The sequence below is a fragment of the Mycolicibacterium lutetiense genome, assembly GCF_017876775.1.
Taxonomy (GTDB): Bacteria; Actinomycetota; Actinomycetes; order Mycobacteriales; family Mycobacteriaceae; genus Mycobacterium; species Mycobacterium lutetiense.
The window spans coordinates 3,851,470-3,865,332 of sequence record NZ_JAGIOP010000002.1 but is presented as its reverse complement, the minus strand read 5'-3'; the positions used below and the strand labels follow the sequence as shown (position 1 = coordinate 3,865,332).

Annotated in this window: 9 protein-coding genes and 1 pseudogene; 6 read left to right on the top strand and 4 right to left on the bottom strand. The window is 65.5% G+C overall.

Annotated features, from left to right (window positions below; genetic code table 11):
• Window positions 1-4: 4 nt before the first annotated feature.
• From JOF57_RS27885 to JOF57_RS27875, 3 genes are read right to left on the bottom strand one after another with little or no spacing between them, the layout of a single operon-like run.
• On the bottom strand, window positions 5-1,663 hold the full coding sequence (locus JOF57_RS27885; protein WP_209922516.1) for a flavin-containing monooxygenase: 1,659 nt from the start codon (window positions 1,661-1,663) through the stop codon (window positions 5-7).
• Window positions 1,660-2,583, bottom strand: a complete 924-nt coding sequence (locus JOF57_RS27880) for a hypothetical protein (RefSeq protein WP_011895451.1) — start codon at window positions 2,581-2,583, stop codon at window positions 1,660-1,662. Before JOF57_RS27880 ends, JOF57_RS27885 begins: the two co-directional genes overlap by 4 nt.
• 31 nt (window positions 2,584-2,614) lie before the next feature.
• On the bottom strand, window positions 2,615-3,451 hold the full coding sequence (locus tag JOF57_RS27875) for an SDR family NAD(P)-dependent oxidoreductase (RefSeq protein ID WP_011895452.1): 837 nt from the start codon (window positions 3,449-3,451) through the stop codon (window positions 2,615-2,617).
• 108 nt (window positions 3,452-3,559) lie between these two features.
• On the opposite strand from JOF57_RS27875, the gene JOF57_RS27870 reads away from it, so the two are divergent.
• Window positions 3,560-4,234 carry a TetR/AcrR family transcriptional regulator gene (locus tag JOF57_RS27870; RefSeq protein WP_011895453.1) on the top strand — a complete coding sequence of 225 codons (675 nt, stop codon included), beginning with the start codon at window positions 3,560-3,562 and terminating at the stop codon, window positions 4,232-4,234.
• A gap of 147 nt (window positions 4,235-4,381) precedes the next feature.
• Here the strand turns inward: JOF57_RS27870 and JOF57_RS27865 are convergent, their stop codons facing one another.
• A complete protein-coding gene (locus tag JOF57_RS27865) occupies window positions 4,382-5,581 on the bottom strand; it encodes an acyl-CoA dehydrogenase family protein (RefSeq protein WP_370492758.1) in 1,200 nt (399 codons plus the stop codon).
• A gap of 106 nt (window positions 5,582-5,687) precedes the next feature.
• Between JOF57_RS27865 and JOF57_RS27860 the strand changes: the two genes are divergently transcribed.
• From JOF57_RS27860 to JOF57_RS27840, 5 genes and pseudogenes are all read left to right on the top strand, one after another.
• Entirely contained in the window at window positions 5,688-7,289 is a 1,602-nt protein-coding gene (locus JOF57_RS27860; RefSeq protein ID WP_067992181.1) for an acyl-CoA carboxylase subunit beta, read from the top strand.
• A 5-nt stretch (window positions 7,290-7,294) separates the two neighbouring features.
• Window positions 7,295-9,310 (top strand): acetyl/propionyl/methylcrotonyl-CoA carboxylase subunit alpha, encoded by a 2,016-nt coding sequence (locus JOF57_RS27855; RefSeq protein ID WP_172527842.1) that lies wholly within the window; start codon window positions 7,295-7,297, stop codon window positions 9,308-9,310.
• Between the two features lie 58 nt (window positions 9,311-9,368).
• Window positions 9,369-10,523 (top strand): acyl-CoA dehydrogenase family protein, encoded by a 1,155-nt coding sequence (locus JOF57_RS27850; RefSeq protein WP_067992172.1) that lies wholly within the window; start codon window positions 9,369-9,371, stop codon window positions 10,521-10,523.
• A gap of 126 nt (window positions 10,524-10,649) precedes the next feature.
• Window positions 10,650-12,206, top strand: coding sequence for an acyl-CoA synthetase (locus tag JOF57_RS27845; protein WP_067992169.1), 1,557 nt, complete (start codon window positions 10,650-10,652; stop codon window positions 12,204-12,206).
• A gap of 267 nt (window positions 12,207-12,473) precedes the next feature.
• A pseudogene (locus JOF57_RS27840) lies at window positions 12,474-13,861 on the top strand (IS1380 family transposase).
• Window positions 13,862-13,863 lie beyond the last annotated feature (2 nt).

Below are 13,863 nucleotides of genomic sequence, written 5' to 3'. Positions count from 1 at the left end.
ACACTCAAGCGTCTTTCCTCACTCTCGAGGCTGCGCGCTTAGGCGGTACTTTCCCGACGCCCACGTCTGCAATGCCGGCGTCTGCAATGCCGGCGTCGACCCCAGGCCGGGCAGCCAGGACGCCTGCGCCTTTGCGACCCTGACCGATGTTGGCCACCTTCGAGCCGTTTTGGGCATATCCGATTTTTCGATCAGGTCGTGCGGTTGCCGGGGTCGCTACATAATCACCCATGTCGACCTTCGACAGTGCGCGCTTGAACTGGGTGGCGAATCCGGGGTACATGGTGCCGTTGTATCCGTCACTCGTGAGGTACCAGCTCGTGCAGCCCGAATTCCATGTCGTACTTCGCAACCGTTGCTGCACCTCGCCGTGGTAATCATTTTGCCGATCTTCGCGGACCTCGAGCGTACTGAGATCATTCGCGATGATCGCGCCGATGGCTTTGACGATGTAGTTGATCTCGGCCTCCATGTACACGAGGGCCGAGTTATGGCCGGGCCCTGAATTTGGTCCGAAGGTGAAGAAAAGATTGGGATAGCCTGCGACGGTGACGCTCCGGTACGCATAGGCGCCCTGGGACCACTCGTCGGAGAGCTCACGACCATGCGCGCCTCGGATGGGAAAAGGTGTGCCAGCCTTGCATACATCGAAGCCGGTGGCGAAGACGATGCAGTCCAGTTCGTGTTCGATGCCATCTGCGGTCCGTATGCCATTCGGCGACAGGGTCGCGATCGGCCATGAGACGAGCTTGCAGTTGTCGCGCTGAAGAGCGGGGTAGTAATCGCTGCTCATCAGCATCCGTTTGCAGCCGGCACGGAAGTTCGGCGTCAGCTGGCGCCTGAGCCAAGTATCCGATACCTGCCTCCGCAAATTCGCCTTCGCCAGTAGCTGGATGCCAGTGGTGACCGGGGTATCCCAGACCATGCCGACGGCCATGAGCTCGTGGCCCCAAAACCACGCCTGCCGTCCGACGTTCTGCACGCGAGGCAAGCGACGAAACGCCGTCCGCACCCACTGCGGATGGGAGAAGTCGGGCCGAGGGAGGACCCAGCCGGGGGTGCGTTGGAAGACCTTGACCGACCGCGCAGTCTTCACCAGTTCGGGAATGATCTGAACAGCGCTGGCTCCGGTGCCGATCACGGCGACACGTTTGTCGCTCATGTCGTAGTCGTGATCCCAACGCGCACTGTGGATCTTGTGACCATCGAAGGTGTCCAGTCCGCGGATGTCCGGCAGGCTCGCATTCGCCAGCGGCCCACTGGCCATCACTGCGGTGCGCGCCGTGAACTGCGAGCCGTCAGCTGTCTGCGCCGTCCACAGTGCGCTTTCCTCGTCGAACTCCAGACCGGTGACGTTCACTCCGAACCGGATGAAACGCGACAGCGAGTACTTGTCGACCATCGTCTTGATGTAGCCGAGGATCTCGGCGCTGCCCGAATACGCGCGGGACCAGTCCGGATTTTGCTCGAACCCGTAGGAATAGAGCAGCGACGGGATGTCGCACGCCGCGCCGGGATAGGTGTTGTCCCGCCAGGTACCACCCACCTCGTCGGCACGTTCAAGGACAACGAAATCGTCGATACCCTGTTGTAGCAACCGGATTGCGGTTCCCAGGCCGGCGAAACCCGCACCGACGATCAAGACGGTCGTGGTGTCGCTCATCTGGCCACCGGTTCGTAGGTCAGCTCTTCTGTCCACGTCGGTGACTTACCGAGCACCTCGGTGGGGAAGTGGTCGATCGCGGTACCCAGCCGCTGCGAAATGAAATGCAATGGCTGAGAACGCTTGATGCTGGCGGACATGTGAGCCTTCAAGATGTGGTAGCCCGGAACGCGGCGCGTGAACTCACTACGATCTCCGACGTTCTCGTACCGCATCACCGCGTTGTAGAGCTTCTCCTCCGACAATCCCATGGCGTTGAGATTGGTCAACATCCTGGTGAGCAACGGCACGTAGAGGACGCCGCCGAGAAGGATTCTCGGGTCGATGAGCGCCCCCATCGTCTGAGTCGCATGAATGCGCATGGGGCTGGCGCCGAGGTCGTTCAGAACCTGGAATCCCACTGCCAAGTGCCGCGATTCGTCGTTGTTGACCTTGTTGAAGACCTCGGCGCAGAGCGGATCCTGCACCTCGTCGAGAAGGAACTTGAGCAATGCTCCGTCGAGCGCAGTCTCCAAGGCTGGGATCGCCGCTCCGATCACCGTCAGCGGGAGGGCCTCGGCGTATCGGTCGATCCACTCGATGACCAGTCGAATATTCTTGTTCGGCACCGGGATTTCCCCTTCCTCGAGCATCCCCCACCGCTGCATGAGCGCCAGCTCCGCGTTGGCGTGCCGCTGCTCCTCGGCATGGAAATACCGGTAGATGTCACCTAGAGCCTCGAACGGCGCTTTCGGCGCCATGGCGGCGAACGCGCGTGCACCGACGTGTTCTATCCACACCACGTCAGCCATGAACTGCTTCAGTTCGGGCCGCTGCTCATCAGTGATTTTATCGGCGCCCGGCGCATCCCAATCGATGTCGGCCAGCGCCCACTGCCGATTCTTGATCGTCTCGAGCATATCGCTGTATTTGAATGCCATTGGAGTCTCCTTTGTCTTTGTCTGGAATGACTTAGCGCGCGATTCGCTCAACCAAACCGAGCGCACGGGTATACGTGGCAGGCACTGCCCGCTTAAATAACCAGAGAATCTTCGCGTCGACTTGGGGTAGGACGTGCAACTGACCGCGATCGTTCGCGTCCAACGTTTTGCGCGCCACCGATTCCGCCGACACGCCGGTCCACTTCATCAAATTCGTTGCCAGCTTGGCGGCCGACTCCTCAATACCAGGGTTATCGACGATGTTGGTCTTGACAAATGTCGGGCACAGTACAGTCACCGCCACACCAGTACCACTCAGCTCGGCCGCCAAAGTCTCGGATAGCGAGAGCACGCCGGCCTTGCTGACGTTATAGGCACCCATCCGGGGCGCTGCTCCAAAACTTGCAGCCGATGCGACGTTGATAATTCCCCCGCTGCCCTTCGCACGAAGTCGCGGTACGAAGATCTCGCAGCCGTAAATCACTCCCCACAAGTTGACTGAAAGTGTCGCTTCCCAGTCCCGCTTGGGCGTCGCGCCGATGACATTGCCACCGATTCCGATGCCCGCGTTGTTGATCACCAGGCTGGCTGCCGCGCCGAACCACTTCTCGGCGCTGTCGGCGAGTTCGCGGACCTGCTCTTCGTCCGTGACATCGCATGCGATGTCGAGCCCCTCGCCGCCGGCTTGGACGACGAGCCCGACCGTCTCCTTGGCACGCACCGGGTCGATGTCGGCACACACCACTCGTCCACCTCTACGGGCGAGCTCCACCGCGAAGGCACGGCCAATTCCGCTGCCCGCTCCCGTTACGACCGCGTTGGCGCGGCGGCTCAGGCGAGGCGGTCTGTCCCACCTCAAGATATCCATCACTACTGAATCCTTTGCAGATTACGGCGACGCCTGACCTGTGAGACAAGCCGGCCTGCAGCCATCTGGTGGCGGCGAACACAATTGTGGTCGCCTGCCACCAGTTTGATGCGGCGCTCCTGCCTTTGTCAAGATGTATTCGTGCGGACAAAGGCAGCAAGGTGGGGCGGGCGTACTGGCGCCGAACGACGGGCTGACCGGCGGCGGCGCCTAGTGAACGCGGCGACGGAGATCTGGACGGAAAGCGGATGGGCTGCCGTGACAATGCGTGGGGTCTGCTCCAGAGCCGCGCTGAACGACCGATATTTCTACGAGGAGTTCAAGACGCGCGATGAGTTGCTCGTAGCAGCGTGGGACAACGTGCGGGACGAGATGCTCGGCGAGGTTTCGGCAACATTTGCCGAACGCGTCGGTCAACCACCGATCGAAACCATTCGCGCCGCAATCTCGATCGTTGTTCTCCGCATCGCGCAGGATGCCGGGCGAGCACAGATCCTGCTGACACAGCACGTCGGCAGTTCAACATTGCAAGATCGCCGAGCGGTGGCCTTGCAGGAAGCAACCCAGCTCGTCATGGCCGCCAGCAAGCCGCATCTGAAGCCTGACGCAGACGAAATGGCTCTGCGTATGGACACGTTTGTAGCGGTCGGCGGCTTCGTCGAACTGATCAGCGCTTGGCACGCAGGACTACTGGTCGATGTAAGTCAGGTCGACATCGTCGAACATACGAGTAGACTTGCTGAGACGCTGGCTCGCCGCTACGTGGTTGATAAGTTTGGCTAGCTGGTACTCCGGAGGCAATTTCCCGGTGGCGGAGGCTGCATTGGCCGCAGGGGTCGTGACACACCGTTGACTTACCTTAGAAACGGTGGAAGGTCCGTCTCGTCGACCTGCCAAGCCGACGCTCCTGCTGTCGAATGGCGGCTTCACTCAGAGGCCAATCTGCTTGGCGATGATCTCCTTCATGATTTCGGTGGTGCCGCCCCCGATACCCAGGATGCGCGAATCGCGATAGTGCCTTTCGACCTCGGTCTCGCGTAGGTAGCCCATGCCACCGTATAGTTGGACGGCCGTGTCAACGGCGAGCGCGCAGGCCTCTACGGCTTGGTTCTTGGCCATCGAGACCATCCGCACGTCGGTGTCTCCGGCGACGATGCGGTCCACAGCGGCACGGGTGTACGTACGGGCGACGTCGACGGCCGTCGCGATATCGACGATCTTGTGCCGCACCACCTGTCGGGTGGATAGCGGTCGACCGAAGGTTTCGCGCTTCTTCACCCAATCCAGCGTCAGGTCGAGGCAGCGCTGGGCCGTGGCGTAGCACTGGACGGCGATGAAAGCACGTTCGACCTGGAACTGTTGCATGATCTGCAGGAATCCGCTGCCTTCGGGGCCAACCAGATTGACCACCGGCACGCGCACGTCGGTGAATCCGAGTTCGGCGGTATCGGAGCACAGCCAGCCCATCTTCTTCAGTGCCCGCGAGACCAAGAAACCCGTGGCGCCACGCTCCACCACGAGCAGAGAAATCCCCGACGGGCCCGGGCCGCCGGTACGCACGGCGGTGGTCACGAAATCGGCGCGGACACCCGAGGTGATGAACAGCTTCGCACCGTTGACCACGTAGTGGTCGCCGTCGCGCCGTGCGGTAGTGCGGATGCCGGCGACGTCAGAACCGGTGTCGGGTTCGGTGATGCCAAGGCTGCCGATCTTCTCCCCGGCCAGGGTCGGCGCCACGAAGCTGCGGATCTGCTCGGGATCGCCCTGCGCGGCCATATGGGGCACTGCGATGTGATGCGTAAGTAGGCTGGCCAGTAAGCCCGACGAGCCGCCGGCCTCCATCACGGCCTCGGTGAGCAGCACCAGGTCGCGCAGGTCACCGCCGGAGCCACCGATCTCTTCGGCGAACCCGATGCCCAGCAACCCCGCTGCGGCTGCGCGGCGGTGGAGTTCTCTAGGGAGCTCTCCGGCGTCCTCCCAGTCTTGCAGGTGAGGAACGATCTCCTTCTGGGTGAACGACATCGCGAGGTTGCGCAACGAGATGCGCTCGGGCGTCATCCACGGGTCGGCTGCGGCCGCCTCCGCTTCCCGCTGATCCGGCTGTTTCATGTGAGTTGCTCCTGCTGTGATCACTCGGGGACGGCACGATTGCCACGTCGACCCCATTGTCGTCGAATGTTAATGACCGATAACGTAGCGTGTCAGGAGATCGACGTTGATGTCACCTGGAGGAAAGTTGATTGACGTCCTGCCCGACCGGGTCGACACCCGCGCGCCGGTATACCTCGAGAATCGCGAGGGACTCATCGCGCAGCTCCATGCGCTCGCCGAACAGCTGGCGCTGGCCAACGGTGGCGGCGGCGAGAAGTACGTCGCCCGGCACCGTAGCCGCGGCAAGATGCTGGCTCGGGAGCGCGTCGAGCTGCTCATCGACCCCGACACGGCCTTCCTGGAACTCTGTCCGTTCGCGGCGTGGGGCACGAAGTTTCCGGTGGGCGGCAGCGTTGTGGTCGGCATCGGCATCGTCGAAGGCGTCGAGTCGATGATCATCGCGCACGACCCGACCGTGCGCGGCGGAGCCTCGAACCCCTACACCTTCCGAAAAGTGTTCCGGGGCATGGCAGTCGCCCGCGAGAACCGGCTGCCCATCATCAACGTCGTCGAGTCGGGCGGGGCGGACCTGCCCACGCAGGCCGAGATCTTCGTGCCCGGGGGCCAGCTATTCAACGACCTCACCCAGCACAGCGCGCAGGGCCTGCCGACACTGGCGCTGGTATTCGGTAACTCGACGGCAGGCGGCGCGTACATCCCCGGCATGTGTGATTACGTGGTGATGGTCCGCAACCGGTCCAAGGTCTTCCTCGGTGGTCCGCCGCTGGTGAAGATGGCGACCGGCGAAGTGTCCGACGACGAGTCGCTCGGCGGCGCCGACATGCACGCCCGCACCTCCGGGCTGGCCGACTACATGGCCGAGGACGAGCAGGACGCCATCCGGATCGGGCGGCGCATCATGGCCAGACTGAACTGGCGCAAGCTCGGGCCCGGCCCGACACAGCCACCGACCCCCCCGCTGCGAGACCCCGACCAACTCCTCGGGATCGCTTCGGTGGACCCGAAGGTTCCCTTCGACCCACGTGATGTCATCGCCCGAATCGTGGACGGGTCCGCCTTCGACGAGTTCAAGCCGCTATACGGCACCTCGCTGGTCACCGGTTGGGCCTCGATCCACGGATACCCGGTAGGGATCCTTGCCAACGCGCGCGGAATCCTGTTCAGCGAGGAGGCGGAGAAGGCCGCCCAGTTTATTCAGCTGGCGAACCAGATCGACACGCCACTGGTGTTTCTGCAGAACACCACCGGCTACATGGTCGGCGCGGAGTACGAGCAGGGTGGCATCATCAAGGACGGCGCGAAGATGATCAACGCCGTCTCCAACAGCGCTGTCCCACACCTGACGATCGTGATGGGCGCGTCCTACGGTGCGGGCAATTACGGGATGTGCGGGCGGTCCTACTTTCCCCGCTTCCTGTTCACCTGGCCCAACTCGCGTTCGGCCGTCATGGGCCCGGCCCAGCTCGCGGGCGTGCTGTCGATCGTGGCCCGCGAGTCGGCCGCCGACCGGGGGCTCCCGTTCGACGAGGAGGCCGACGCCCAGATGCGCGCTGCCGTCGAGGGCCAGATCGAGCGTGAGTCGTTGGCGCTGGCCAACAGCGGCAGGCTCTACGACGACGGGATCATCGACCCGCGCGACACCCGTACCGTTCTCGGGTTCTGCCTTTCCGTGGTCCACAACAGCGAGATCCGTGGCCAGCGTGGCTACGGCGTGTTCCGGATGTGATGGCGATGCCCGTGATCAAGAAGCTGCTGGTGGCCAACCGGGGAGAGATCGCCCGACGCGTGTTTCGCACCTGTCGCGAACTCGGCATCGCGACCGTCGCCGTGTACTCCGACGCCGACGCCGACGCCTGGCACGTGGACGATGCCGACGAGGCCGTCCGGCTACCGGGTTCCTCGCCGGCGGAGACCTACCTCGACGGTGACCGGGTGATCGCCGCCGCCCTCCTCACCGGCGCCGACGCCGTGCATCCCGGCTACGGCTTCATGTCGGAGAACGCCGGCTTCGCGCGGGCCTGCGCCGACGCCGGGCTCGTGTTCGTCGGCCCGCCGCCGGATGCCATCGACGCGATGGGTTCCAAGCTGACGGCCAAGGCGATGATGGCCGATGCGGGCGTGCCGGTTCTCCCGGGCGGCGACGCGACCGGCCTGGACCCCGACAAGCTGCGCAAGCTCGGCGCCGAGATCGGCTACCCGCTGCTGGTCAAGGCGAGCGCGGGTGGCGGCGGGCGCGGCATGCGGGTTGTCGAGTCGGCCGACGACCTCGACGGAGCCGTGGCCTCGGCCTCGCGCGAGGCGATGTCGGCGTTCTCGGACGGCACGGTGTTCCTCGAGCGGTACGTGCAGCGTCCCCGCCACGTTGAGATCCAGCTGTTGGCCGACATGCACGGCACGGTTGTCTCGCTGTTCGAGCGGGAGTGCTCGGTGCAGCGCCGCCACCAAAAGGTCATCGAGGAGGCGCCCTCGCCCGTCGTCGACGACGACCTGCGCGCCCGGATGGGCGCGGCGGCGGTCGCGGCGGCACAGGCCGTGGGTTACGTCGGGGCCGGAACGGTCGAGTTCGTCCTCGACGCGAACGGCGGCGATGACGACGGGACGTTCGCCTTCCTGGAGATGAACACCCGGCTGCAGGTCGAGCACCCGGTCACCGAACTCGTCACCGGGCTCGACCTCGTGCGCCTGCAGTTGCTGGTGGCGATGGGTCGGCCACTGCCTGCCGAGGTGAGCAAGCCGCGGATCACCGGCCACGCGGTCGAGGCCCGGCTCTACGCCGAGGACCCCACGAAGGGCTACCTGCCGCAGACCGGAACGCTGCGCACGATGCAGATCCCCGACCACGTCGGGGTCCGGGTGGACTCCGGCGTGCGCGACGGCTCGGTGGTCAGCCACCACTATGACGCCATGCTGGCCAAGGTGATCGCCTGGGCGCCCACCCGCGCCGAGGCGCTCGGCGCGCTGTCCGCCGCGCTCGCCGGCGCCCGGATCCACGGACTCACCACCAACCGGGATCTGCTGGTTCGCGTTCTGCGCCACGACGAGTTCGCCGGACGCGGCACCGACACCGGGTTCCTCGACCGCCACGACGTGGCCGACCTCGGCGCAGCCCTCATCGACCGCGACGGGGAGGGCTTGCACGCCATCGCGGCCACACTCGCCCAGGTCGCGGGACGCCGCGCGGCGGCCCCCGTCCAGCCGACGCTGCCTGCCGGGTGGCGCAACAACCCGTCCCAACTGCAGTCCACCGGATGGCTGACCGCCGACGGCCGCGAGCGTCGGGTGGGCTATGCGCTGCTCCGCGACGGCGTCGAGGTCGAAGTCGACGGCAAACCGGTCGAGGACGTCAGGGTGCTCGTGCAGCGGCCGGACCGGGTGGTCCTGGAGACCGGCGGGGTACGGCGCGGCTACGACGTCGTCCTCGACGGCGACATCGCCTACGTTGACAGCCCTGCCGGGTCCACTGCGTTCACCCAGGTACCGCGGTTCCTGGACCCCAGCACGCTCAAGCCGGCGGGCTCGCTGACGGCGCCTATGCCGGGTTCGGTGATCCGGCTGCCCGTCGCCGCGGGCGACGTCGTGACGGCCGGGCAGGCCTTGGTCGTGGTGGAGGCGATGAAGATGGAACACACCATCGCCAGCCCGATCGACGGGATCGTCGCCGAACTCTCGGTCGAGGTGGGTCAGCAGGTGTCCACCGGCGATGCCCTCGCGGTGGTCGGAGCGGCCGACAGTGCAGACGAGGATTGAGCACCATCAGACCCGTCACCGGCCCCGGTGGCGGGTGACTTCGAAGTAGGAGAGCGGTATGGAACTGCACGAGACCGAGGAACGGCGAGCGCTGCGCAAGGCCGTGTCCGAGATCGCCAAGGACTTCGGGCACGACTACTACGTGGCCAAGTCGCTCGGCGGGGAGAAGAGTTCGGAACTCTGGCAGGCCGTGGGCAAGCAGGGGTTCCTCGGGGTCAACATCGCCGAGCAGTACGGCGGCGGTGGCGGCGGCATCTACGACATGCAGATCGTCGGTGAGGAACTGGCCGCGGCCGGCTGCCCGCTGCTGATGACGGTGGTCTCCCCCACCATCTGCGGCACGATCATCGAGGCTTTCGGCAGCGACGAGCTAAAGGCGCGCTGGCTGCCGGGCATCGCCAGCGGCGAGATCATCATGGCGTTCGCGATCACCGAGCCGGATGCGGGCTCGAACTCTCACAACATCTCCACCCACGCCAAGCGCGTCGGTGGGGATTGGGTGCTCAACGGCACCAAGTACTACATTTCCGGCGTCGACGAGGCGGAGGCCATCCTGGTCGTCACCCGCACCGCGACCGACGACCGCGGCCGCGGACGGCTGAGCCTGCTGGTGGTCCCGACCGACGCGCCCGGGTTGACCAAGACCCTCATCCCGGTGCAGGCGGTGACACCGGAGAAGCAGTTCACGCTGTTCTTCGACGACGTGCGGGTGCCGGCCGAGAACCTGATCGGCGCGGAAAACGACGGTCTGCGTCAGGTGTTCATGGGCCTCAACCCCGAACGCATCATGGGCGCCGCCCTGGGCAACGGCATCGGCCGCTACGCGCTGGACAAGGCGTCGGCCTACGCGCGCGAGCGCAAGGTCTGGGACGTGCCGATCGGAGCCCACCAGGGCCTGTCCCACCCGCTTGCGCACGCCAAGATCCAGCTGGAGCTGGCCCGGCTGATGACCCAGCGGGCGGCCTCACTGCACGACGCCGGCGACCCCGGTTCCGCGGAGGCGTCGAACATGGCCAAATACGCTGCGGCGGAGGCCGGCATCCTGGCCCTCGACCAGGCGATCCAGACCCACGGCGGCAACGGGTTGGCCACCGAGTACGGGCTGGCCACTCTCTGGGGCCCGGTGCGGCTGATGCGCACCGCGCCGATCAGCCGAGAGATGATCCTCAACTATGTGGCTCAGCACAGCCTGAACCTGCCCCGCTCATACTGAGCATCCTTCATCCGTTCGTGTCCGCTTCGGTCTACAAGACGGACGGTGGTGATCGGTCGCCCGCCGGGGCCGGGTCCTGCCTTACCGAGCATTTGTCAACCAAAACTGCCGAGGAGGCAAATCAACATGGATCGCGGTATCGGTCAGTGGGTCACCAAACGGGCCTTCCTCAACGGGCAGCGCACGGCGTTCGTCTGCGGTGACACCAGCTTCACGTACTCCGACTTCGATCGGCGCACCAACCAGGTCGCTTCGAACCTGTTGCGTCTCGGCGTCCGCAAGGGGGACCGGGTGGCCATACTGCTGGTGAACTCGGTCGAGTTCATGGAGGTCCTCCTCGGCTGCGCGAAGATCGGCGCCATCACCATCCCGATCAACGTCCGACTCGCAGGCCCGGAGATCGGCTACATCCTCGCCGACTCCGGCGCCGACGTGTTCGTGTTCCACGAGCCGCTCGCGGCGGCGGCGGTCAGCGCGCTGGCCGAGCCGGGGGTCCGGGTCCGCCACACGGTCCGGGCCGGGGGCGCCCCGGCCGACGGCGAGATCGCCTACCCAGACCTGCTCTCCGGCGGCGCCCCCGAGCCTCTCGACAGCGACGTCGAGGGCCGCGACGCCGCGTTCATCATGTACACCTCGGGCACCACCGGCCGCCCGAAGGGCGCCATCCTCACCCACGACAACCTACTGTGGAACGCCATCAACGTGCTGGGCGCCGAACAAGGCCTGACCGGCAGCGACGTGACTGTTGCAGTCGCCCCCATGTTCCACATCGGCGGGCTCGGGGTACATACGCTGCCATTGCTCTACGTCGGCGGGACCAGCGTGATCCTCCCGTCGTTCAACCCGGTGAGCACGCTCAAGGCGATGGCCGAAAGCCGCGCCACCGTCCAGTTCATGGTGCCGGCGATGTGGTCGGCGCTGACCCAGGTGCCCGACTTCGACTCCTACGATCTCTCCGCGTTGCGTCTGGCCATGGGCGGCGGCGCACCGATGCCGCTGACTGTCATCGACTTCATGCAGCAACGTGGCGTCCCCTTCACCGAGGGATTTGGGATGACCGAGACTGCACCCATGGTCTCGGTCTTGGACGCCGCCAACATCACGACGCGGGCCGGATCAATCGGCCGGGTCGCCATGCACGTCGATGCCCGCATCGTGGACGCCGACGACCGGGACGTCCCGGCCGACACCGTCGGCGAACTCCTGGTGCGCGGACCCAACGTGTTCGTCGGGTACTGGATGAAGCCGGCGACCACCGCCGAGGCCTTCCGGGGCGGCTGGTTCCACACCGGCGACCTCGGCCGGATCGACGCCGACGGCTACATCACGCTCGTCGACCGCAAGAAGGACATGATCATCTCGGGCGGGGAAAATGTCTACCCCATCGAGGTCGAGCAGGTGCTGTTCCGTCACCCCGGTGTGCTCGACGCCGCGGTGGTCGGCGGTCCGGACGACAAGTGGGGTGAGCGCGTCGTCGCGGTGGTGGTGGCCGACCCAGCCGCCGAGCAGGAACCCAGCGCCGACGAACTGATCGCCTGGTGCCGCGAACGGCTGGCGCATTTCAAGTGCCCCCGCGAAGTGCACCTCCTTCCCGAGCTGCCCCGCAACGCCACCGGCAAGCTCCTCAAGACCGAGCTGCGCAAGCGATTCACCGGCGTCGAGGGCGGCGTCGTCCAGCGCTGAGGCACGACACCGGAGGCGGAGCGCGGGTTTGGGAAGTGTTGTCACGACGAGTAGCCACGGTCGCCGCTGCAAATAGCTGAAGATGTTAATCGTCGCTAACGTCTAGCGCGTGGCAAGACCACGCGCGCCACTTGTCGGATGTTCTTATCCTCGATCCACCGATGAATTGGCTGGTCGTGGGGTGTCGGAATGAGGAAAGTGCCCTCTGAGCTGCGATGATGAGTGTTCTCTACGCACTTATCGGCACAACTCGGAAAGGCACTTCCGGTGCAAGTGTCCCATAGGTTCGCCGCATCGTCGGCGGTCTTCGATGATGAGCGTCTGGTGTCGTGCGCAGGCCTGGTACCGGTGATGGCCCTTGCCGAGCAGACCGGACTGTCATCGTCATTGGCCGACAAAGTTCGGTTCAGCTGCGAGCGGGTCAAGTCCGGTGCGGCCAATCCGTCGCCGAAGCTGACCACGCTGATCGCCGGGATGTGCACCGGCGCGGACAGCATCGACGACCTCGACGTAGTTCGTAGCGGCGGGATGAAGACCCTGTTCGGCGAGGTGTACGCCCCGTCGACCATCGGAACCTTGTTGCGGGAGTTCACCTTCGGCCATGCCCGGCAACTGGAGTCGGTGCTCAGTGAGCACGTGGGCGCTCTGTGCGAGCGTGTCGATCTGTTGCCCGGCGCCGACGGGCGGGTGTTCATCGACATCGACTCACTGCTGCGCCCGGTCTACGGCCAGGCCAAACAAGGTGCGAGCTACGGCCACACCAAAATCGCCGGCAAGCAGATCCTGCGCAAGGGTCTTTCCCCGTTGGTGACCACCATCAGCACCGAACACTGCGCTCCGGTGATCACCGGAGCACGACTGCGGGCGGGCAAGACCAACTCGGGCAAAGGCGCGGCCCGCATGATCGCCCAAGCCGTCGCCACCGCCCGCGGCGCCGGTGTCACCGGGCGCATCCTGGTGCGCGGCGACTCGGCCTACGGCAACAGCAGCGTGGTCACCGCCTGCCGCCGCGCCGGTGCCCGGTTCTCGCTGGTGCTGACCAAGACCGCCGCAGTCGTCGCGGCCATCGCCGACATCAATGACACCGCGTGGATCCCGGTGTGCTATCCCGCCGCGATCCCGACACCGGTGCCTGGATCTCCGATGCCGAAGTCGCCGAAACCACCTGCACCGCTTTCAGTTCCACGAAGACTCCGATCACGGCACGGTTGATCGTGCGCCGGGTCAAAGACGCCCGATACCCCGACGCCCTGTTCCCGGTCTGGCGATATCACCCGTTCTTCACCGACACCGACGAACCCGTCGACGTCGCTGACATCACTCACCGCCGCCACGCGATCATCGAAACCGTGTTCGCCGACCTCATCGACGGACCCCTGGCCCACATGCCCTCGGGACGTTTCGGGGCGAACTCTGCCTGGATACTGTGCGCGGCCATCGCCCACAACCTGCAGCGCGCCGCCGGCATCCTGGCCGGCGGTGCACACGCGGTGGCTCGCGGCGCCACCCTGCGCCGACGCCTCATCACCATCCCGGCCCGACTGGCCCGCCCCCAACGCCGACCCATCCTGCACCTACCAGCCCACTGGCCGTGGGCGACGCACTGGTGTCAGCTCCGGTTGAATCCTGAGCAGCCTGCTCCGGTCGAAAAGTGAGC

Bases quoted from the DNA above. Each gene is read 5' to 3' on its own strand.
- JOF57_RS27845 (WP_067992169.1), top strand. From the start codon at position 10,650: ATGGATCGCGGTATCGGTCAGTGGGTCACCAAACGGGCCTTCCTCAAC.
- JOF57_RS27855 (WP_172527842.1), top strand. From the start codon at position 7,295: ATGCCCGTGATCAAGAAGCTGCTGGTGGCCAACCGGGGAGAGATCGCC.
- JOF57_RS27885 (WP_209922516.1), bottom strand. From the start codon at position 1,663: ATGAGCGACACCACGACCGTCTTGATCGTCGGTGCGGGTTTCGCCGGC.
- JOF57_RS27870 (WP_011895453.1), top strand. From the start codon at position 3,560: ATGCGGCGCTCCTGCCTTTGTCAAGATGTATTCGTGCGGACAAAGGCA.
- JOF57_RS27875 (WP_011895452.1), bottom strand. From the start codon at position 3,451: ATGGATATCTTGAGGTGGGACAGACCGCCTCGCCTGAGCCGCCGCGCC.
- JOF57_RS27880 (WP_011895451.1), bottom strand. From the start codon at position 2,583: ATGGCATTCAAATACAGCGATATGCTCGAGACGATCAAGAATCGGCAG.
- JOF57_RS27850 (WP_067992172.1), top strand. From the start codon at position 9,369: ATGGAACTGCACGAGACCGAGGAACGGCGAGCGCTGCGCAAGGCCGTG.